This window comes from Pseudomonas sp. VD-NE ins (genome assembly GCF_031882575.1).
Classification (GTDB): Bacteria; Pseudomonadota; Gammaproteobacteria; order Pseudomonadales; family Pseudomonadaceae; genus Aquipseudomonas; species Aquipseudomonas fluorescens_BZ.
Genome location: NZ_CP134772.1, coordinates 1126407 through 1147662 on the forward strand (window position 1 = coordinate 1126407; position 21256 = coordinate 1147662).

Below are 21256 nucleotides of genomic sequence, written 5' to 3' on the forward strand. Positions count from 1 at the left end.
CCTTTGGGCGGTCCGACGTTTCGGGAGGGTTAGGGTGAGGGGCTTTTAGCTGTGTGAAGGGGATTGCGGTATTTCGTGGTTATCCAGCACCCGATTCACCGCCAGTTCGGCGAGCATGATGATCTGCTGAATCGCCAGAATCGTGCGCCGTTGCGGCAGGTCGATGTAGGCGGCGATGTCGCTGGTCATGAGGCTGGCCTGTGCCAGTGATTCGCAGGCGTGAACCAGCAGGCTTTCGCTGTCCTGTTCCGGTGCGACCTGGAACATGGTGCTGGGTTTGTGGAAGCGCAGGGTGAGGGCGTTGGGTTTGAGGTAGTGGTCGAGGGCGCGTTCGGCGGCTTCGTGGAATTTCTTTGAGCCGGGGAATTCGTAGGGGGTGGTGTCGTCGATTTCAGGTGGATTTTGAGGGGGATTGAGCACGGTGGAACTCCTTGAAGTGCTCCATTCATAAGCCGAGCGACCAAGCCCGGTTGCTGATTCGTCAGCGACACCCAAATCCTAGCCACCGCACTTCCGACGGACAACCGTCAAACCTGTCGGAAACATCCGCAAATTCCTGGTTTTCGTAGGAGTTGTCGTCAGTGTGGATTGCTTGATTTTTAAACGGGAAGTCCGGCGACCGCAGGCTGTGGCTGATCTGCGAGAAGATGATTTTCTGTTTAAGGTTTGCCCATGGCAACAGCCGAAGTGGAGGGGAAGACACGCGCTTGGCTTTTGTTTCGCGGTGAATTTTCCCCTCACCCCAGCCCTCTCCCGAGGGAGAGGGAGCCGACTTGTGAGCCTTTCAAAATCTGAGTTCGACTCGGTATCGCCCGTCGGTGTACTTCTACCAAACAACTCGGTCAGTCCCCCCTCCCTTTGGGCGGTCCGACGTTTCGGGAGGGTTAGGGTGAGGGGCTTTTAGCTGTGTGAAGGGGATTGCGGTATTTCGTGGTTATCCAGCACCCGATTCACCGCCAGTTCGGCAAGCATGATGATCTGCTGAATCGCCAGAATCGTCCGTCGTTGCGGCAGGTCGATGTAGGCGGCGATGTCGCTGGTCATGAGGCTGGCCTGTGCCAGTGATTCGCAGGCGTGAACCAGCAGGCTTTCGCTGTCCTGTTCCGGTGCGACCTGGAACATGGTGCTGGGTTTGTGGAAGCGCAGGGTGAGTGCGTTGGGTTTGAGGTAGTGATCGAGGGCGCGTTCGGCGGCTTCGTGGAATTTCTTTGAGCCGGGGAATTCGTAGGGGGTGGTGTCGTCGGTTTCGGGTGGATTAGGCGTTGGTTTGAACATAGGAAACATACTCGTGGCAAGTTGAGTTGAAGCTGCCACTTTTCGTTTTCCAGGCGAAAGGGTGGCAGCTGTGCGCGGACTGGAAAAACCGGTCAACCTCACCAAAAACCGGCAGGCCCTAGGGCCTCCCGCGCACAGCCGCCATAACATTGCGAGCTAAAAAGCGCCGCAGTATGCCATGAGCTTTGGTAGTTGAAATCGGGTTTTCCAGACCCGGTCGCTGATGCGTCAGCGACACCCAAATCCTAGCCACCGCACTTCCGACGGACAACCGTCAAAACCTGTCGGAAACATCCGTGAAATACCCGTTTCTGTAGGCTCCGCCGTAGGCTGCGATTAAACATCAAGATCAAAAGATCGCAGCCTGCGGCAGCTCCTACACGTTTCGTGGTGTGTTGAAAATCAGTTGGCGACGCGCGCGCCGGCGAGGCTTCCACTTAACTCGTAGGCGGCCAATTCGGCTTGATGCGCCGCAAGAATCTCCGGCAACGACCCACGCAAATACTCAACCCACGTCTTGATCTTCGCATCCAGATATTGCCGCGACGGGTAGATCGCATAGAGGTTCAGCTCTTGCGAGCGGTAGTTCGGCATCACTCGCACCAGCGTGCCGTTACGCAAACCTTCGATCGCCGCATACACCGGCAACACGCCCACGCCCATGCCGCTGGTGATCGCGGTTTTCATCGCGTCGGCGGAGTTCACCAGAAACGGCGAGCTGTTGATGGTGACCATTTCCTGGCCTTCCGGGCCGTCGAAGGCCCATTTTTCCAGGGGGATTACCGGGCTGACCAGGCGCAGGCAGGCGTGGTTGAGCAGGTCGCTGGGCTTTTGCGCGGCGCCGTTGGCTTTCACGTAGGCCGGCGAGGCGCAGACGATGCTGTAGGTGATGCCAAGGCGTTGCGAGACGAAGCCGGAATCCGGCAGTTCGCTGGCGAGCACGATGGACACGTCGTAGCCCTCGTCGAGCAGGTCCGGTACGCGGTTGGCCAGGGTCAGGTCGAAGGTGACGTCGGGGTGAGTCTTGCGGTAGCGGGCGATGGCGTCGATGACGAAGTGCTGGCCGATGCCGGTCATGGTGTGCACTTTCAATTGTCCGGCCGGGCGCGCGTGGGCGTCGCTGGCTTCGGCTTCGGCCTCTTCGACGTAGGCGAGGATCTGTTCGCAGCGCAGCAGGTAGCGTTTGCCCGCTTCGGTGAGGGCAATGCGCCGCGTGGTGCGGTTGAGCAAGCGGGTTTGCAGGTGGGCTTCCAGGTTGGAGACCGCGCGCGAAACGTTGGCGGTGGTGGTGTCGAGTTGCACGGCGGCGGCGGTGAAGCTGCCGGCTTCGGCGACACAACTGAAGGCGCGCATGTTTTGCAAAGTGTCCATGGGGTGCTCTCAAGGGAGATGGCAAATTGTGACACGAAGTGTCAGGGGCGAGACCCCCGACTTAGGGATTATCTCGTTAACCGTAACAAAGATTCACAGAAATCCCAGCTTATCGCCGTACAGGGCGTTCCCTAGAATTGCGCCGATCCCTGTAGGCGCTGCCGCAGGCTGCGATTTTTTGATTTTGGTTTAAGGGAATCAAGGTCAACAGATCGCAGCCTGCGGCAGCATCTACCGAGAACAAGCCCCGCCTTATCCTCTTCTCAGGAATTCGCAGCTGTGCCGCGTCGCATCAACAGAGCGCTTTTGCCGCTCAGTGTTCTGGCTTTTACTCTGGGTCTCAGCGGCTGCATCTCAACCGAAGGAATTGCCCCGCAAGGCAAGGCGTTGGAGGCCAATTCACTGGCCACCGACGACGCCATCGCCCACGCCGCCCGTGACGCCAACTGGCCCACCGCGCAATGGTGGCAAGCCTACGGCGACCCGCAACTCAATCGCTGGATCGACCTCGCTGTGCACGGCAGCCCGACTATGGCCATGGCCGCTGCGCGGGTGCGTCAGGCCAAAGCCATGGCCGGTGTCGCCGAGTCCGCCGAGTCGTTGCAGATCAATGGCGAGTCGACCCTCAAACGCCACAACTGGCCGACCGATCAGTTCTACGGCCCGGGCGATCTGGCCAACACCACCACTTGGGACAACAACGCCGCGTTGGGTTTCAGCTACGCCCTCGACCTCTGGGGTCGCGAAAGCAATAGCAGCGAGCGAGCGGTGGATCTGGCGCACATGAGCGCCGCCGAGGCGCGATTGGCGCAGCTGGAATTGCAGAACAACATCGTCCGCGCCTACATCGAACTGTCGCTGCATTACGCCCAGCGCGACATCGTTGCCGCAACGCTCAAACAGCAACAGCAGATTCTCGATCTGGCGCAGAAGCGTCTGAACGGCGGGATCGGCACGCATTTCGAAGTCAGTCAGGCCGAAACACCGCTGCCGGAAACCCATCGACAAATCGATGCACTGGACGAAGAAATTGCCCTGAGCCGCAATCAACTTGCAGCGCTGGCGGGTAAAGGGCCGGGGGAGGGGGCGCAGTTGCAGCGTCCGACCCTGTCGCTCGGTGCTGCGCTGAAACTGCCGTCTGCCTTGCCCGCCGAGTTGCTCGGTCAGCGGCCGGACGTGGTCGCCAGTCGCTGGCAAGTCGCCGCACAGGCGCGCGGCATCGATGTCGCGCACGCCGGGTTTTACCCCAACGTCGATCTGGTCGGCAGCCTCGGCTACATGGCGACCGGTGGTGGCGCGCTGGAGTTTTTGACCGGCAAGAAACTCAACTACAACGTCGGCCCGGCGATCTCTTTGCCGATCTTCGACGGTGGCCGACTGCGTGCCGAACTCGGTGAAGCCTCCGCCGGTTACGACATCGCCGTCGCGCATTACAACCAGACGCTGGTCAATGCGCTGAAGAATATTTCCGACCAGTTGATCCGCCGTGAGTCGATGGACAAGCAGCAAGGTTTTGCCGCCGAGTCGGTGGCCACGGCGCAGAAGACCTACGACATCGCGATGATCGCTTATCAACGCGGCCTCACCGATTACCTCAACGTGCTCAATGCGCAGACGTTGCTGTTCAAGCAGCAGCAGGTGCAGCAGCAGGTGCAGGCGGCGCGGTTGAGTGCGCATGCCGAGTTGGTGACTGCGCTGGGTGGTGGCCTCGGCGCCGGCAATGACGTACCGACGGCCGAGAAAACCCAAGCGCCGAAAATCCCGACGCTCCTGCATTGAACACACGATCCAATGTGGGAGCGAGCCTGCTCGCGAAAGCGGTTTATCAGTCGACATCAACGTTGAATATGAAAACGCATTCGCGAGCAGGCTCGCTCCCACAGGTTCTGCGACCAGACCGAATCTCATTGAGCACATTTGAATGACTCCCTTGCCCGCACCCCTGCGCTGGCTCTACTCCCTGGAATGGCGCCGTGGTTTCTTTGACTGGGCGCGCAGCGATGGCGTGACTTGGGTCTATATCTTCAAGGTGTTGATCGCCGCATTCCTCACGCTGTGGCTGGCCATGCGCCTGGAATTACCGCAACCGCGCACGGCGATGATCACCGTGTTCATCGTCATGCAGCCGCAGAGCGGCCAGGTGTTCGCCAAGAGTTTCTATCGCTTCCTCGGCACGCTGGCCGGGTCGGCGATGATGGTCACGCTGATTGCGTTATTCGCGCAGAACACCGAACTCTTTCTCGGCTCGCTGGCGATCTGGGTCGGCATCTGCTCGGCCGGTGCCGCACGTTGTCGCAACTTCCGCGCCTACGGTTTTGTCCTCGCCGGCTACACCGCGGCGATGGTCGGCTTGCCCGCGCTGGCGCATCCGGACGGCGCGTTCATGGCGGCAGTGTGGCGAGTACTGGAGATCTCGCTGGGGATTCTTTGCTCGACCCTGATCAGCGCCGCGATCCTGCCGCAAACTGCCAGCGCGGCCATGCGCAACGCCTTGTATCAGCGCTTCGGTGTGTTCGCATTGTTCGTGACCGATGGTCTGCGCGGGCGCAGCAAAGCCGAGTCTTTCGAGGCGAGCAACGTGCGTTTCATTGCCGAAGCGGTGGGCCTTGAAGGCTTGCGCAGCGTGACCGTGTTTGAAGACCCGCACATGCGTCGGCGCAACGGTCGCTTGAGCCGCTTGAACAGCGAGTTCATGGGCATCACTACGCGGTTCAACGCTTTGCATCAGTTGCTTGAACGCTTGCGCGGCAACGGCGAAGAACACGTTGTCGCAGCGATCAGGCCGGGCCTGCAGGATCTCGCCGAAGTGCTCGACGGCTTCAGTGGTCGCGCCCTGACCAGCCCCGATGCCGGCCGTTTGGCGACTGCGCTGGCGAGCTACAAGGAAGGCCTGCCGGCACGCGTGCGCAGCCTGCGCGCTATCTTCCAGGAGAGCGAGCCGAGCGACGCTGAGCAACTGGATTTCCACACCGCCTACGAATTGCTCTATCGCTTTGTGGATGATCTGCACAGTTATGCACAGACCCACGCATCCTTGGCTGATCACCGCCACGAACGCGAGCGCTGGGACGAGCCGTTCACCCCGCAAACCAACTGGTGGGCAGCGGCTGCGTCGGGCATTCGCGCCTCGTTCATTCTGGTTGTGCTGGGCAGTTACTGGGTCGCGACAGCGTGGCCAAGCGGCGCGACGATGACGCTGATTGCCGCCGCTACCGTGGGCCTCTCCGCCGCCACGCCAAACCCGAAACGCATGGCATTCCAGATGGCCTGCGGCACTTTTCTCGGGGCTCTGATCGGCTTCGTCGAAATGTTTTTCATATTCCCGTGGATCGATGGTTTTCCGTTGCTGTGCGTGATGCTCGCACCAGTGATCGTGTTTGGTTCGTTTCTCACTTCGCGGCCGCAATACGCCGGTGTCGGCCTCGGGTTGCTGATCTTCTTCAGCACCGGTTCGGTGCCGGACAACCTGACCATCTACAACCCTTACACCTTTATCAACGACTACATCGCCATGGTCATGGGCATGCTGGTCTGCGCTGCTGCGGGGGCAATTATTCTGCCGCCGAACAGCCGCTGGTTGTGGAAACGTCTGGAGCAGGACCTGCGCGGCCAGGTGGTCTACGCGATCAGCGGCAAACTGAAAGGCTTGGCGTCGAGTTTCGAGAGCCGTACCCGCGATCTGCTGCATCAGGCCTACGGGCTCGCGGCCGGGCAGCCGAAGGTGCAGAAGAACCTGCTGCGCTGGATGTTCGTGGTCCTCGAAGTCGGCCACGCGATCATCGAGTTGCGCAAGGAACAGGCGATCTTGCCGGTGCACCCGGCCTATGCCGAATCGCAGCCGTGGCGTCAGGCAATTCGCGTGATGGGCCGTGCACTGGTGCGCCTGTTTTTGCAGCCGAACTCCAGCAATCTCGAACGCGCATTGGTCGCCGTCGACCACGCAATCAGCCGTGTCGCGGCGACCGATGAGCCATTCGCGCCGCACTTCGATACCTCGGCGTTGCGTCGGGTGAAGAGCTATCTGCACTTCATCCGCACCTCGCTGCTCGACCCGCAATCACCGCTTGCTGCCTACGCCATCGCCAAGCCCGAAGGACTTGCCCATGCCTCGTGAAATCGCCTTCCACGGCGTGTACATGCCGACCATGACCCTGATGTTTTTCATCGCTGCGGCACTGGCCTGGGCGGTGGACCGGTTCTTGTCCGGGTTCGATCTGTACCGCTTTTTCTGGCACCCGGCGCTGCTGCGTCTGAGTCTGTTTACCTGTCTGTTCGGCGCCATGGCGCTGACTGTCTACCGTTGAGAACGTCACGATGAAAAAGTTTTTCAGCCTGCTCGCGACCCTGCTGGTGCTGGCCCTGGCGCTGTGGATCGGCCGCACGTTGTGGGAGCATTACATGAACACACCATGGACCCGCGACGGCCGCGTTCGCGCCGACATCATCAACGTCGCCGCCGACGTCACCGGCGAAGTGATCGACGTGCCGGTGCGCGACAACCAATTGGTGAAGAAGGGCGATTTGCTCATGCAGATCGACCCCGAGCACTACCGCATCGCGGTCAAGCAGGCGCAGTCGCTGGTCGCCTCGCGCAAGTCGACGTGGGAGATGCGCAAGGTCAACGCCCATCGCCGCGCGGACCTCGACAACCTGGTGATCTCCAAGGAGAACCGCGACGACGCCAGCAACATCGCCGACGCCGCGCTGGCCGATTACCAACACGCCCAAGCGCAACTGGAAGCGGCCGAACTCAACCTCAAACGCACCGAAGTGCGCGCGGCGGTCGACGGTTATGTGACCAACCTCAATGTGCATCGCGGTGACTACGCGCGCATCGGCGAGGCGAAAATGGCCGTGGTCGACATGAACTCGTTCTGGGTTTACGGCTTCTTCGAAGAGACCAAACTGCCCCACGTGAAAGTCGGCGACAAGGCCGACATGCAGTTGATGAGCGGCGAAGTGCTCAAGGGGCATGTGGAAAGCATTTCTCGCGGCATCTACGACCGCGACAACCCAGAGAGTCGCGAGTTGATCGCCGATGTGAACCCGACGTTCAACTGGGTGCGGTTGGCGCAGCGAGTGCCGGTGCGGATTCACATTGATGAAGTGCCGGAGGGTGTTTTGTTGGCGGCGGGGATTACTTGTACGGTCGTCGTAAAGCAGGACGACATCGAATAACGAGTATCAATAAGGCTATTGTGGCGAGGGCGCTTGCTCCCGCTTGAGTGCGCAGCGCTCACTTTTTGCGGGCCGCCACGCCGCCCGGCGGGAACAAGCTCCCTCGCCACAGCAGGGTATGTATCAGTAGAACTTGCTGACCACCCGTAATCCGGACTCGATGGTTTCGTCGACCGACAGCTCTTGATCTTCCATTAGCGAGACGATTCGCTTGTCATTCGCGATGTTCGCGTCAGGTAATTTCAGTTGAGCGGCGCGATTGATCACGATGTAGCTCATTACGTCGCCACGGCTTTTGGTGAACGGCTGTTTGATAGCCGTCAACATGGTTTGCTTCACATAGTCGTAACGCTCGACTGACGACATTCCTTTGAAGGTATCCGGATAGTTCTGATAGATATCGGCGGAGTATCGGCCGACGTCTTCTTCGCGCGCTTCTTCGGTCAATGCTTTCTTGCTGGTGACCTGGGTGAGGAGCTTGCTGTAGAGCTTGTCGCCTTCTGCGATCTGAGCGGCGTTCATCTTGGCCTTCAGGTCATCGCCGGCCGTGGTGTCTTCGGCATTGGCCATGATTCTGGTCCAAGCGTAGGCGGCGCTCAGATTACCCTGCTCCTCATATTGCTCGATCAATATCTGCTGGGATTCGGCATAGCCGTGCAGCGAGGAGCGCTCGAGCCAACGAGTGGCGAGCGCAACATCTTTCTTGGCCCCGACTTTGCCGAATTTGTAGCTCTCGTACATACCGTACTCAGCACACCAGTCGTTCTGCATCGCCGCATAAGCCATGTAGTTGAAGGCTTCAGTGTTACGTTGTTCGGCGCTCAGGGTGCTGTCGTAACGGGTAGTCATCGACAGGTAGCAGAACGCGCGAGTGTGCTTTGGGGCGGCCATGACCATGCAGGTTTTGGCATCCTTGTACTCGCCGTTTTCGTATAACTGGTAGCCCACGCCATACAGAATATCGCTGTCCATCTGCGCATTGCAGTGCTCGTTGGCGGTAACGACCGGTAGCACGTTTTGCAGGGTCAGTTTGGGCAGTGTGTCATTGAGGGACGGTTCTTTGGTTGCGCAGCCAGCCAGCAAGGTGAGCAGTGCCAGTGGCAATACGTGGAGGAGTTTCAAAAGCTGTTTCCTGATCTGAGTTGAAGCGTGTATGCAGGGCTCGCGTCAGGCAGGTCAACAAAGCAGCGACTGTTCCGGGCGGGAACAGTCGCGAGAGGAGAGATAAAGGATCAGCAATTCCCTTGCTTCGATGCTTGCCCGAGCGACTCCTTGCGCTATCGGGGTTACTTCAAGCATTGGAGGCTTCAAGTGACGCGCATTCTACGTGTAATGAACCGCTTGGCAATTTGATCGGTTGTAATCAAAGATTTCTACGCAAACCGAAGCGCTTCATCAACGTCGACTCCAGCAAACCCTTGGGCAGTAACGCCGCCAACAACGGCAACGCGCGGCTGCCATTGCCGATTCGGATCAAGCGTGGCGGTTTGCTCTGCTGCACAGCCTTGAGTAACTCAGCGGCAAACTCCCTGGCCGGCGTCGGCTTGTCCTGCGACGCCTTGGCCCGCGCGCGAATGCCCTCACGCAGCGCAAACCACGGCGATTGTTCATTGATCAGTTGCTCGGCTTCATGCCCGGCGTTTTTGGCAAAACTCGATTGAATCGCCCCCGGCTGCACTTCCATCACACGTATGCCGAACGGCGCCAGTTCCATGCGCAGTGCATCGCTCAAGGCATGCACCGCTGCTTTCGAGGCGCAGTAAGCTCCGGCAAACGGTGTGACCAATACCCCGGAAACACTGCCGATATTCACCACCAATCCTTTGGCCCGGCGCAGGACCGGAAACAGTGCGCGCGTAACGCCGACGATCGAAAACACATTGGTTTCGAACTGGCGCTGCATGGCCGCCACACCGCCGTCGAGCAGCGGCCCCATGGCGCCGTAACCCGCATTGTTGATCAGCACATCGAGGCCGCCGTGTTGCTGGTTGATCCGCTCGCCAAGTTGCTCCAGCGCCGCGTTGTCGTTGACGTCGAGTTGCACGGCGATGAACCCGGCTGATGCCAGCAACGCCACATCTTCAGCCTTGCGCGCACTGGCCCAGACTTCGAAACCGGCGGCTTTGAACGCGTCGGCGAGGGCGCGGCCGATGCCGCTGGAACAACCGGTAATCAACGCAACGGGCATGGCGCTTTCCTTGTGCAAAAAATCGGGGGAGGGGATCAGTCGGAAAAACTACCTTGCAATCGCTCGGCGCGAAACTCCAGGGTTTGCGGGCGATAAGCGGGGCGTAGCGGCGGCATCGGCAGGCAGTCTTCCCAGTCGCCGCCGGCCTGCAGTTCGCCGGGACCGCGATAGCGCGGGGCGGTGTATTGGTTGTCGGCCAGATTGACCGTGTCACCCGGCGCATAGGCTGCGATGCGCCAGCGCAGTTCGGTCAGGGGCACGTCATTGCCGTTTTTCATTTTCAATTGCAGCGGACGATCGGCCGGGCATTGCTGCGGGGCATAGCTGATACGCATCTCAAGGCGCGCCAGTTGCTTGATCTCGCGGTTGTCCAGCCATACCACCCACATGGCCACGAAGCCCAGGCCAATCGCCGCCGCCACCGAAACCGGCAAGGCTTTGGCCGGGTAGCGCAACAGCAGGATCAACCAGGTGATGACCAGCAGAATGCCGATGAACATGTTGGAACGCTCCGTGAGTTCGTGGCCATCATCCTACCGAAGGGCGGCGGGAATGGACATTCGCTGAGCTAACCTTCATACCGTTGGTCGGTACTGTAATTTCTGTCAGTAGGCGTTGACTCGCGTACCTGTTTAGCTGTCCTGAAGACAGCCCTTAGGTGGGGAGGCCACTCATGGGAATGCATAGCAAAACACCAACGCTTGCGGTGTTCGATCCTCGAGGGTTGTCGGCGCGAACCGTCGACTATTGGCGTAACGATGAACTTTGCCCTGTTCAACCCCGCAACCAACGGACTGCGTATGACGCCGCGGGGCGTGCGGTTGAGCAGTGGGACCCGCGTTTGTGGGCGCTGCAAATGACGGATCCACTCTCTTGCGCCAATGTGCTGTCTGTCTATTCACTGAGCGGACAGGAGTTGCGCTCGGACAGCGTCGATTCCGGGTGGCGTGTCAGTTTGTTGGGCGCAGGCGAACAGAGGCTGGAACAGTGGGATGGGCGAGGCAACCGGCGGCAGATTCGGTACGACGATCAGTTGCGGCCAGTGGAGATCATCGAGAACGGGGCGTCTATCGAGCAGCTTGCCTATGGCGACGAGACAACCCGCGACTGCAATCAACACGGGCGACTGGTTCGTCATGATGATGCGGCGGGCGTACTGCTGTTCAATGACTATGGATTGACCGGCGCAGTGCTGGTGCATGAACGATGTATCAGCGGTGAGTCGGTTCCGGGTTACATCACCCGAACACAAGTGACGCCGCTTGGTGACATGCAATCGCGGACGGACGCTTTGGCGAATGTGCAGCGCTGCAGTCAAACCCTCGATGGACGTTTGCGCGCCGTGGATCTCTGTCTGAGTGGTACTGCACAATGGCTGCCGATGGTCAGCGCCATTACCTACAACGCGGCAGGGCAGGTCGAAGAAGAGGTGGCGGGTAATGGCGTAGTGACTTCGCTGAAGCACGATGCTGAAGACGGACTTCTCAGACGTTTATGTTCTCGAGTCGGGCAACAGACGCCGTTGCAGGACCTGCGATACGCCTACGACCCGCTCGGCAATGTGCTGAGCATCGAAGATGCGGCGCTGCCGATTCGCTATTTCGCCAACCAGCGTATCGAGCCGATCTGCCGCTTTGCCTATGACAGTCTGTCGCAACTCATCGAAGCGACGGGATGGGAAGCGGGCCCTGTCAGACATGGCCCACTGTCTGAATCAGACGGCTTGACCAATTACTGCCAGGCCTACCGATATGATGAAGGCAACAACCTTCTTGAGTTGACCCATGTCGGTTCGCAACACCCCGGTCATCGGCTGGTGGCTGAAGCCCATAGCAATCGCTGTCTGCCCGTGCGCGATGGCGTGGAACCGGGCAAAGAAGCATTTCGCAACGGCTTCGATGCCAACGGCAATTTATTGATGCGGCAACCGGGCCAGTCCTTCTCTTGGAATCGGCAAAATCAATTATGCGAAGTTCGCCCCGTCGAACGCGACGCAGAGCCCGACGATACCGAGCGTTACTTCTACGGCGCCGACGGCATGCGTGTGCGCAAAATTCGCTCATTGCAAACCAATGCCAAAACCAATGTCATCGAAACCCTTTACTTGCCGGGCCTGGAAATCCGCACACACAGTGGTACCGGGGAAGAACTGCACGTTATCGATGTAGAGGACGGACGAGGCAGTGTGCGGTTGTTGCATTGGGCTACGCGAAAACCACGAGAGATCGCGAACAATCAACGGCGCCACGGCCTGACCGACCATCTGGGCTCAAGTACGCTGGAGCTGGATCAGGATGCCAACATTATTTCCCAGGAAAGCTATTACCCGTTCGGCGGTACAGCGTGGTCGAACGGCGAAGCCTTACAGCTCAGTTACAAAACGGTCAGGTATTCCGGCAAGGAACGGGACGCGAGTGGGCTCTATTACTACGGATTACGTTATTACCTGCCCGAATGGCAACGTTGGTTGAATCCGGATCCGGCAGGTGACGCTGACGGTTTGAATGTCTATCGGATGGTAAGAAACCAGCCGATGCGATTTCGCGATCAACAAGGACTGGCGCCGGTTCCGGTTGAAGCTATTGAGTCAGGCAAGGCCAAAGCTACCGAGGACGAAGTCCCTGCGGTGAAGGTCCCTATTATGTACAAGGTCGATTATCTGCAAGAGCGATTGTCTTTGGCGGATGCCGCATCGAATGGGGCAGCCAAGCGGGTTGAGGAGAGCTTTACGCACAAGGTGAATCCCTATATCAGGTCCGTTTACACCACACCAAAAGCGTCGCAGCTTGAAAGACCCAGCAAGTTCTTCAATATCTATTCAAGGTCGGAGTGGGAGTTCAAGGACAACTATAAATACTCCGATTCTGGAAAAGTATTCTTGAATGATATCAGTCGGCATCAAATTCGCCTGGCTGCTGATCTGAGTGTTCTTCCCGCTACAATCAGAAGATCAAAAGTCAGGAACGAAGTAACGCTTAATATGACCGAGGGGCTGGAAAGTGGCAGCGCCGAACTGCTTGAGGTTTTTTCGCGGACACCGAATGGCAAGCCTACTCAGCGACTCGCGGAAGAAGTGGGTTTGAAAATGACCTCGGTTACCAAAGAGGTGACAGGTAGCAACGTAGATTTCGTTGTGACCGTCGTACCTACCGGGTCGTACGAAGCTGTTTTTTCTGAGGAGGTAGCTACGCCTGTACGCAGGTTTTCCAGGATGCGTCCCACAAAAGTCATGGAAAAAACGACGTAGTGCCTGGACGACGATAAAGAAGCCCCCGCCCAACCCACTGCGGATAGGGGACGCAGCGGGCTGGACGGGGGCTTCTTGTTTTATCGATCAGTTATTGCGCGATGGTCTTCACCGACACGCCGCGTTCGATCGGGGTGGAGCGACCGTAGATATCTTCGAAACGTTCGATATCGTCTTCACCCAGGTACGAACCCGATTGCACTTCGATGATTTCCAGCGGGATCTTGCCAGGGTTGCGCAAGCGGTGCACCGAGGCGATCGGGATGTAGGTCGACTGGTTCTCGCAGAGCAGGAACACGTTTTCATCGCAGGTCACTTCGGCAGTGCCGCTGACCACGATCCAGTGTTCGGCGCGGTGGTGGTGCATCTGCAGCGACAGGCACGCGCCCGGTTTTACCGAGATGTGCTTGACCTGGAAACGCCCGCCCATGTCCACCGAGTCGTAGGAACCCCACGGACGATAAACCTCGCAGTGGTTCTGGGTTTCGCTGCGGCCCTGCTCGTTGAGCGTGTTGACCATCTGCTTGACGCCCTGAACCTTGTCTTTGTGGGCGATCATCATGGCGTCTTTGGTTTCGACCACAACGATGTTTTCCAGACCGATCACCGACACCAGTTTGCCGTTGCCGTGGATCATGCAGTTCTTGCTGTCCTGAATCACTACATCGCCTTTGGTGACGTTGCCGTTGGCGTCTTTCTCGTTGACTTCCCACAGCGACGACCAGCAACCGACATCGCTCCAGCCAGCGGTCAACGGCACGACGCAGGCACGCTGGGTTTTTTCCATGACGGAGTAGTCGATGGAATTGTCCGGGCAGCAGGCGAAGGTGGCTTCGTCGAAGGTGATGGTGTCGGCGTCCTGCTGGCTGCGTTCGAGGGTCAGCAGGCAGGTGTCGTAGATGTCCGGATCGTGCTTTTTCAGTTCTTCGAGGAAGCGGCTGGCACGGAACAGGAACATGCCGCTGTTCCAGTAGTAACCGCCGGACTCAACGTACTCGGTGGCACGTTTGACGTCAGGTTTTTCGACGAAGTGCGAAACGCGGCTGACGCCTTCGGGCAGCAGCGAATCGCCAGTGGATTTGATGTAGCCGTAACCGGTTTCCGGTTTGGTCGCCGGCACGCCGAACAGGACCATTTCGCCGTTTTCGGCGGCAACGGTGGCCAGGGCCAGGGCACGTTGCAGGGCTTTCTGGTCTTCCAGTACGTGGTCGGCCGGCAGTACCAGCATCAGTTCGTCACGGCCTTCATTGACCAGCATCATCGCGGTCAGCGCTACGGCTGGCGCAGTGTTGCGGCCGAACGGCTCCATGAGAATGCGTTGGCATTCCAGTTTGCGATTGGCCAACTGCTCGTTGACGATGAAGCGGTGATCCTTGTTGCAGACCACGATCGGGGTGTCCATGCCTTCGAACACCAGGCGCTCGAGGGTCTGCTGGAACAGGGTGTGTTCGCCGGTCAGGGCGAGGAATTGCTTAGGGAACTGCTTGCGCGAAAGCGGCCAGAGACGCGAACCGCTACCACCTGACAAGATCACCGGAATCATATTGTTTACTCCATAAAATGCAGTTGAGAGCTGCAAGCTGCAAGTGGCGAGTTAGAAGCACTTCACTTGCAGCTTGAGGCTTGTAGCTGATAGTTCGAGCGATTAGCGAGTCGATACCGGGCGTTTTACCCAGACTGGCGACAGGCTGCTGCCGCTGCCGGTGACGTACAGCACTGCGGCTTCACCACGTTCCAGGGCGACCGGTTTCACGTCGCCGACTTTCTTGTCACCTTCGTACAGCGCCAGGCTGACTTTCACCGGGTTGATTTCACGTTCGCCACGGCCCTTGGCGGCGACGTTCGGCACCACGTCGGTTTTGCCGTCAGCAGTTTTCAGGGTCAGCGGCTTGTCACTGAGGTTCTGCACGCGCACGAGGGATTTCTGCTTGTTCTTGAACGGCGGCTCTTCGATCAGTTGCGGCGCGCCGGAAGCGTTGTTGACCAGGGTGTAGTAGTGGTCACCGGCGAGTTTCACCGGCAGGGTCTGGCTGCCGACCTTGGCGCTGTAATCGCCGCCCGGCATGAAGCTGAAATCGCTGCTGGCCAGTGGCGCAACGTCACTCAGGTTGGTGCTGCCGACGGTGGCGCTGACTTCAGCGTTGCTGGCGTTGTAGACACGCACAAAGGTCGAGCCTTTCGGTGCGGTCGGGCCGTAGAGCGCAGCGTCGCCACCGGCGAAAGCTTGGACTGACAGCACGCTCAGACCAGCAACCAGTGCAATGCGTTTTGCGAGACGACGAGGAGTAGTAGTGAAAGTCATGGTGTACCTCTCTTTCAGTTTTGCGCCCGATCGGGCGTCTCGGATTTAGTGTTGATTGCTACGTTTTGTTGGCGCGCGCCGGCTTGTTTAAGCTCTGCGACCCACTGCGGGTCGGCGTCGCCGATTTCGTTGTTCACAGGCAGATAACGTTCAGGAAACTCCCAGATCAGCACCTGTGGCGGGCTGTTCTTGAAGTCATCGCTTTTCAGGTAGCTGAGCATCGGCAGAATCGGGCCGTGGCCGTCTTCGGCGTAGCTCACCACGTCGCTGTGCAGCGCTTGTTTCAGTGCACCGACGAAGTTCCAGTTAGGGTTAGCGCTGTAGCTGGTGCCGACCAGTGCCACCGGCACTTCATTGCTGGCGAACAGCGCGTCGTCACCGGCAGGCTGATCGCCGGCCGCGACGGTGTTGCGCTTTTGCAGCGGCTCTTGCGCCGGCATCAGGTTTTCGAACAGCGGATCGAGCGGGAGGAACAAGCGCAGGTCGCCCTTGTGCGTGACCTTCTCCGCCGGGGTGGTGACGAAACGCTGCGGCTCGCCGCTGAGCGGGAACTTGTCGGCGATGGTTTTTGCCAGGGTGTTCGCGGCGATTTCGGCGCCTTCCGGCGTCCAGTGCGTGTCGGTGCGCAGGAACACTTGCTGACCGTTCTGCTTGGCCTGTTGGAAAGGCTTGAGCAGGTCCGGGGCGAGGATCTTGTCGGCGGCTACACGAGCATGGAAATCCTGATAGAGATTTTCGTGGATGCTCGCCGGTTTCACTTCACCCAGATGCTCCGGGTACAGACGAACCTTGGCCGGCACGATCGCCATCACCAGTTTCACGCCTTTCGCTTTCAGGGTCTGGCGTACGCCTTCGACCAGCGCGTAGTTGCCTTGCAGGTTCAGCTCTTCGTTGACGATCGGGTTGAATTCCTCATCGCTGTACAACCACTGATCGCGGCCGAGCACTACGCCCGGACGACCTTCGTTGAACAGTTTGAAATCCAGCGCGGCCCAGAGGTTGGTGCCCAGACGCTTGATCGGGAATTCATCGTCGTAGTGAGTTTCCACCGCCTTGGTCCAGCGGCCATTGAGCACCGTGGCATCGGCATTGGTGCTGAAGCCGAAGAAGCTGCGAACCGACCACAAACCAAGGACCAACAGGGTCACCAGGAACAGGGCGATGTAGAAGATGCGTAATGAGCGGGTCATGTCAGATCCCTCAGAACTGGAAGTAAAGGAACGGCGAGAAGCTTTGCGCCGAAAGTTTGAGAATCGAGGCGATGAACAGCAGCAGGATCAAGCCGCGCATCACATAGCGCGACCAGTCCGCGCTCCAGTAGGCCGGTTGCACCTGGGCTTCGACGCCGACGGTGTAGCCAGGCTCGTGGATGCTCGCCGGGTTTTCGCCGGGTGCTGCCTTGATCATCCCCGGAGTCGCGGTGGCAGGGCCGTTGGCCTCGACGTTGACTTCAGGTTTGGTTTTGGCCGGCGGCTGGTTGGTGTACAGATCACGCAAACCGAAGAACGCCAATGTCACGTATGCCACCACGAGAGTCGCCACTTGCAGACCGGTGAGACTGGCCTGATTGAGTTCCGACAGCGACCAGTCGCCGAAGCTGAACATTGCGCCGTACATGCGCCCGGCAACGTGCAGGTTCTCGGCACGGAAGATCACCCAGCCCATGACCACGAGCAGGAAGGTCAGCGCCCAGCGGATCGGATTGAGGCTGCGTGGCGAGGTGTTTAGGCCCAGCGCTTTTTCAATCGCCAGCCACATGCCGTGCCAGGCGCCCCAGACGATGTAGGTGATGTTCGCGCCGTGCCACAGACCACCCAAAAGCATGGTCAGGAACAGGTTGCGATAGGTCATCAGCGTGCCTTTACGGTTACCGCCGAGGGTGATGTACAGATAGTCACGCAACCAGGTCGACAGGCTGATGTGCCAGCGACGCCAGAACTCGGTGATCGACTGGCTGATGTACGGCTGTTTGAAGTTTTCCATGAAACGGAAACCCATCATCAGGCCCAGACCAATCGCCATGTCGCTGTAGCCGGAGAAGTCGAAATACAGCTGCGCGGTGTAGGCCAGCGCGCCAAGCCAGGCATCGCCGGTGGTCGGGTTTTGCAGGGCGAAGCAATGGTCAGCGACCACCGCGAGGGTGTCGGCGATAAAGACCTTTTTGATGAAACCCTGCATGAACCGGGTGCAGCCCTCGGAGAACTTGTCGAGGGTGTGCGTGCGGTTGTTGAACTGGTCGGCGAGGTCGCGGAAACGCAGAACCGGGCCGGCAATCAGGTGCGGGAAGATCGCCACGAATGCCGCAAAGTCGATCAGGTTGCGGGTGGCCGGGGTGTCGCCGCGATATACGTCGATGATGTAGCTGATCGACTCGAAGATGTAGAACGAGATACCGATCGGCAGCAGCACGTGGGTGAGGATGAACGGCGACAGACCGACCGACGTCATCATCGCGTTGATGCTGTCGACGCCGAAGTTGGCGTACTTGAAGTAGCCGAGAATGCACAGGTCCACCGCGACGCCGAGCAATAGCCAGCGCTGCGCCGGTTTGGTCCGCACACCGGCGGCACCGACTTTGAGGCCGATCCAGTAGTTCCACAGCGTGACGGCGGCGAACAGCGCGAGGAAGTCCACACGCCACCAGGCATAGAACACGTAGCTGGCGATCAGCAGCAGCAGGTTGCGATAGCGTTGCCCGCTCAAGTAGTACAAGCCGAGAAAGATCGGCAAGAACAGAAACAGGAACACGTTGGATGAAAATACCATCCCGATCTCTCCATGTTTGAACCAACAGTCAAGGGCAAAGCCCCCCCAAACCCCCCGTGGTAGTGGAGGGGTGAAACGGTGTTTCTGTCAGGGTTGTGCCGGGCCTTGAAATCTTGCCCTCACCCCCCGCCCTCTCCCGGAGGGAGAGGGAGCCTGATCTCCATGGTTTTCAAAAATGGAGATCAACTCGGTATTTCTGTGCCGCCTGATCTCGGTTGTTTTTCAACGCCTGAGATCAACTCGGTATTTCATTTCGGCGTAACTCGTACAACCACCTCGGTCAGTCCCCTCTCCCTTTGGGAGAGGGTTAGGGTGAGGGGCTTTTGCTTTATGAGCCTTTGTTGCCCTTCTCATGCGACGGGTCGTAGACCTTGGTCAGGTCGCCGCCGAGGCGGAAGGTCTTGAACGGCTGCATGCCGTGCTTCTTCTCGATCACATCAGGCGCACAGGTGTAGAGCGTGCAGAACGGTTCGAGCCAGGCGAATTTCATGTCCTCTTTCAAGTCGGTCATGTCCTGCTCTTTGCCGTTCTTCTTCTCGAATTCATCCGGGTCTTTCACCCCGGACAACACCCGATCACCGAGACGCTTCAGCGCACCGTTGTTCTCCTGGCGCAAATCAACCCCGTTGACCTGGGCGAAACTGGCGATCATCGCCAGCGGCGGCAGGGCGTAGTTGTGATAGGCGAGGGCGCGTTGCTGGCGCTTGAGTTCGTTCGGCAAGAAGCCGTCGGCATCGACTTGATTGACGCCAACCTTGTATTCCTTCACCGCCCAGTCAAACAAGTCGCGGCGGTTGGTCGCGACCGAGGTCGCCATCACCGACCACGCTGCCCAGTACGAGTGGTTGTTGGTTTTTTCCAGCGGCAGGTTGTCCCAGTCGCTGACCACCTGATCGGCCATTTTGCTGAACCACGCCTCGATCAACTGCGCTTCCTGCTGGTGCTGCGCCAGCGGATGCGAGTCGGAGAATTTCAGACGAATGTACGAAGATGCCATGCTGCCCAACGCCCATTTGCGCATCGACTTGCCGGTGTGGTTGAAGTCTTTCGACATCAACGCGTCGGCCTTGGCCCACGCGGTCAGCCAGTTCAGCGTGCAATCGAGCTGTTCCGGACGACCGTCGCGCATGAACTGCATCACCCGTTTGGCGGTGCCGCGTTCCAGCGTGGTGATGTCTTTGGTGGTGTCGCGGAAGGCCTTTTCCGACTGCACGTTCAGCGTCGCGCGGGCCTTGTCCGAACCTTCGTATTTGCTGCGAAATTGCAGCGGCCCGGTGTACGGCGTCGGCATTGCATCGCAGCCTTCGCTTTTGTCACCGGTCTTGAATTTATCCACAGGCGCGAAATAGCCCTGAGGTGGACGCAGTGGTGCGGCGGCCTGCGCGGTGCCGGCGAAGATCGCCAGCCCGAGCAGCGTCGGCGCTAAAAGAGTTTTCAGTTTCGAGTTTCGCATAGCAGACCTCATTGCCCGACCTGAGCGGTTTGTTGCCCAGCGCCCGGGAATACGTTGCGTTTGCAGATTTTCGCTTCGACTTTCTGCGGCGCGGTGCCCGCTTCCGGGCCCTGGACTTCGACTGCCAGCAGGTTTTGCGAGGCCCAGTCTTCGTCCGTGCGCAACTCAAAGGCGAAACGACCGTCGGTGTCGGAGGTTTCCGGTTTCTCGATCTTGATGTCCTCGTGGCGACCGTTCATGTACCAGAGGGTGGCTTGCAGGGTTTTCACCGAAGGGTCGGCGAAGCGGATGTCGACCTGATGGCTGCTGTTCTGCAGGTTCAGGTTCTTGCTGTTGACCAGCAGTTCTTGTTTGCCGCCCGGCTTGAGCGTGGTGCTCGCGGACATTTGCGCGTCTTTGCCTTCGCAGCCGTTGTCGAGAAGAGACATCATCTGGCGATAGATGGTTTCCTGGTCGAGGCGGTACAGCGGCGAGAATTCCCAGATGAGAATTTTCGGCGGAGTCTTCTGGAATTCGTCGCTGCCGAGGTACTGCAGCATCGAGCCTTCCAGACCACCGCCAGGGAAGGCGACGTTGAGAATGTCGGCGCCGATGGCTTCTTCGAGGAAGCCGGCGAAGTTGTAGTTCTTGCCGCTGTGCGAAGTACCGACCAGAGTGATTTGCGGATTGCCGGAATCGCCGAACAGGTCGCCGTCACCGGCCTCGCCTTTTGGCTCGGTGGTGAACTGGTCCATGTACTGGATCGCGTAACTGGTGCCGCACAGTTGCCCGGCCATGTTGTGCAGGGTGCCGGTCTTGCCCATGCGCCCGGAGCGCTTGGTCTCGAATTCACGCTTGGGCACGTCGGCGAAGGCCGGGATCTGCTTGACCTTCTCGGCGACGATTTTCGCTGTGCGCTGCGCGCCGTATGGCGTCCAGTGCTGGTCGCCGCGGAAGTAGAAATCGTGGGCGGGCAGGGTGTCCGGCAGCGACTCGTTGGTCAGCGGCGACAGGTCCGGCACCACGTAACCCATCTTGGCGAAGCGGCCGAGCATGGTCTTGTAGTTGCCCAGCGCTTTCTCGTAATCGAACGCGGCTTTTTCCTGCGGGTTGAGCTTGTTGCGGTTCACCAGACCACGGGTCGGCTGATAAACGATCACCAGCTCGACACCTTTGGCCTTGAACGCATCGTGCAACTGTTGCAGGCGCTTGTAGCCGGCCGGAGTGGTGTTGAATTCGGTGCGCAGATCTTCCTGAGTCCGGAACAGCCAGTCGCCTTGCGCTTGCACCAGGGTGGTGAAGTTCTGTTGATAACGCGTGGTGTAGTTCTTCGCGTCATGGGCCGCCGGGCACAGGTTGCAGCACGGTTCGGCGCTGAACTTCGGCGGTGTGGCAGCGGCGCCTTCATCGGCACGGGCGCCGTTGCTGGCCGCGAGAATGCCCACGGTCAGGGCCGACAGGCTGAGTAATCTGATCAAGTGTGGGTGCATAAAATTA

17 protein-coding genes are annotated in these 21256 nt (G+C 59.1%); 5 read left to right on the top strand and 12 right to left on the bottom strand.

What is annotated here, in order from left to right:
- Nucleotides 1-45 precede the first annotated feature (45 nt).
- The 3 genes from RMV17_RS04795 to RMV17_RS04805 form a co-directional block, all read right to left on the bottom strand.
- A complete protein-coding gene (locus RMV17_RS04795; protein WP_311885905.1) occupies nt 46-420 on the bottom strand; it encodes a DUF6124 family protein in 375 nt (124 codons plus the stop codon).
- Between the two features lie 480 nt (nt 421-900).
- Nucleotides 901-1275 (bottom strand): DUF6124 family protein, encoded by a 375-nt coding sequence (locus tag RMV17_RS04800; protein ID WP_095125428.1) that lies wholly within the window; start codon nt 1273-1275, stop codon nt 901-903.
- A gap of 402 nt (nt 1276-1677) precedes the next feature.
- The gene (locus RMV17_RS04805; RefSeq protein WP_007914118.1) at nt 1678-2646 is read right to left on the bottom strand and encodes a LysR family transcriptional regulator; all 969 of its coding nucleotides are present in this window, start codon (nt 2644-2646) and stop codon (nt 1678-1680) included.
- 279 nt (nt 2647-2925) lie between these two features.
- On the opposite strand from RMV17_RS04805, the gene RMV17_RS04810 reads away from it, so the two are divergent.
- The 4 genes from RMV17_RS04810 to RMV17_RS04825 all read left to right on the top strand — a co-directional run bounded on the left by RMV17_RS04810 (nt 2926) and on the right by RMV17_RS04825 (nt 7824).
- Complete coding sequence (locus tag RMV17_RS04810) at nt 2926-4425, top strand: efflux transporter outer membrane subunit (RefSeq protein ID WP_311885906.1); 1500 nt, start codon at nt 2926-2928, stop codon at nt 4423-4425.
- A gap of 142 nt (nt 4426-4567) precedes the next feature.
- Nucleotides 4568-6760, top strand: a complete 2193-nt coding sequence (locus RMV17_RS04815; protein ID WP_311885907.1) for an FUSC family protein — start codon at nt 4568-4570, stop codon at nt 6758-6760.
- A complete protein-coding gene (locus RMV17_RS04820; protein WP_007914106.1) occupies nt 6750-6950 on the top strand; it encodes a DUF1656 domain-containing protein in 201 nt (66 codons plus the stop codon). The genes RMV17_RS04815 and RMV17_RS04820 overlap by 11 nt, the downstream gene beginning before the upstream one ends.
- A gap of 10 nt (nt 6951-6960) precedes the next feature.
- Nucleotides 6961-7824 (top strand): HlyD family secretion protein, encoded by an 864-nt coding sequence (locus RMV17_RS04825; RefSeq protein ID WP_108226214.1) that lies wholly within the window; start codon nt 6961-6963, stop codon nt 7822-7824.
- 123 nt (nt 7825-7947) lie between these two features.
- Here the strand turns inward: RMV17_RS04825 and RMV17_RS04830 are convergent, their stop codons facing one another.
- The 3 genes from RMV17_RS04830 to RMV17_RS04840 form a co-directional block, all read right to left on the bottom strand.
- On the bottom strand, nt 7948-8946 hold the full coding sequence (locus tag RMV17_RS04830; protein WP_311885908.1) for a sel1 repeat family protein: 999 nt from the start codon (nt 8944-8946) through the stop codon (nt 7948-7950).
- A gap of 241 nt (nt 8947-9187) precedes the next feature.
- Nucleotides 9188-10012, bottom strand: a complete 825-nt coding sequence (locus tag RMV17_RS04835; RefSeq protein ID WP_311885909.1) for an SDR family oxidoreductase — start codon at nt 10010-10012, stop codon at nt 9188-9190.
- A gap of 35 nt (nt 10013-10047) precedes the next feature.
- Nucleotides 10048-10512, bottom strand: coding sequence for a multidrug transporter (locus RMV17_RS04840; RefSeq protein WP_311885910.1), 465 nt, complete (start codon nt 10510-10512; stop codon nt 10048-10050).
- A gap of 173 nt (nt 10513-10685) precedes the next feature.
- Here RMV17_RS04840 and RMV17_RS04845 point away from each other — a divergent pair, with 173 nt between their 5' ends.
- Nucleotides 10686-13259, top strand: a complete 2574-nt coding sequence (locus RMV17_RS04845) for an RHS repeat-associated core domain-containing protein (protein WP_311885911.1) — start codon at nt 10686-10688, stop codon at nt 13257-13259.
- Nucleotides 13260-13350: 91 nt separating this feature from the next.
- Here the strand turns inward: RMV17_RS04845 and RMV17_RS04850 are convergent, their stop codons facing one another.
- The 6 genes from RMV17_RS04850 to RMV17_RS04875 all read right to left on the bottom strand — a co-directional run bounded on the left by RMV17_RS04850 (nt 13351) and on the right by RMV17_RS04875 (nt 21249).
- Complete coding sequence (locus RMV17_RS04850; protein ID WP_007914094.1) at nt 13351-14802, bottom strand: mannose-1-phosphate guanylyltransferase/mannose-6-phosphate isomerase; 1452 nt, start codon at nt 14800-14802, stop codon at nt 13351-13353.
- Nucleotides 14803-14904: 102 nt separating this feature from the next.
- Nucleotides 14905-15561 (bottom strand): alginate O-acetyltransferase AlgF, encoded by a 657-nt coding sequence (locus RMV17_RS04855; protein ID WP_003221835.1) that lies wholly within the window; start codon nt 15559-15561, stop codon nt 14905-14907.
- Between the two features lie 14 nt (nt 15562-15575).
- Nucleotides 15576-16751, bottom strand: a complete 1176-nt coding sequence (locus RMV17_RS04860; protein ID WP_311885912.1) for an alginate O-acetyltransferase — start codon at nt 16749-16751, stop codon at nt 15576-15578.
- A gap of 10 nt (nt 16752-16761) precedes the next feature.
- Nucleotides 16762-18327 (bottom strand): MBOAT family protein, encoded by a 1566-nt coding sequence (locus RMV17_RS04865; protein WP_160056008.1) that lies wholly within the window; start codon nt 18325-18327, stop codon nt 16762-16764.
- Nucleotides 18328-18655: 328 nt separating this feature from the next.
- Nucleotides 18656-19780 (bottom strand): mannuronate-specific alginate lyase, encoded by a 1125-nt coding sequence (locus RMV17_RS04870; RefSeq protein WP_093436266.1) that lies wholly within the window; start codon nt 19778-19780, stop codon nt 18656-18658.
- A gap of 8 nt (nt 19781-19788) precedes the next feature.
- On the bottom strand, nt 19789-21249 hold the full coding sequence (locus RMV17_RS04875) for an alginate O-acetyltransferase (protein WP_034154561.1): 1461 nt from the start codon (nt 21247-21249) through the stop codon (nt 19789-19791).
- Between the last annotated feature and the right edge of the window lie 7 nt (nt 21250-21256).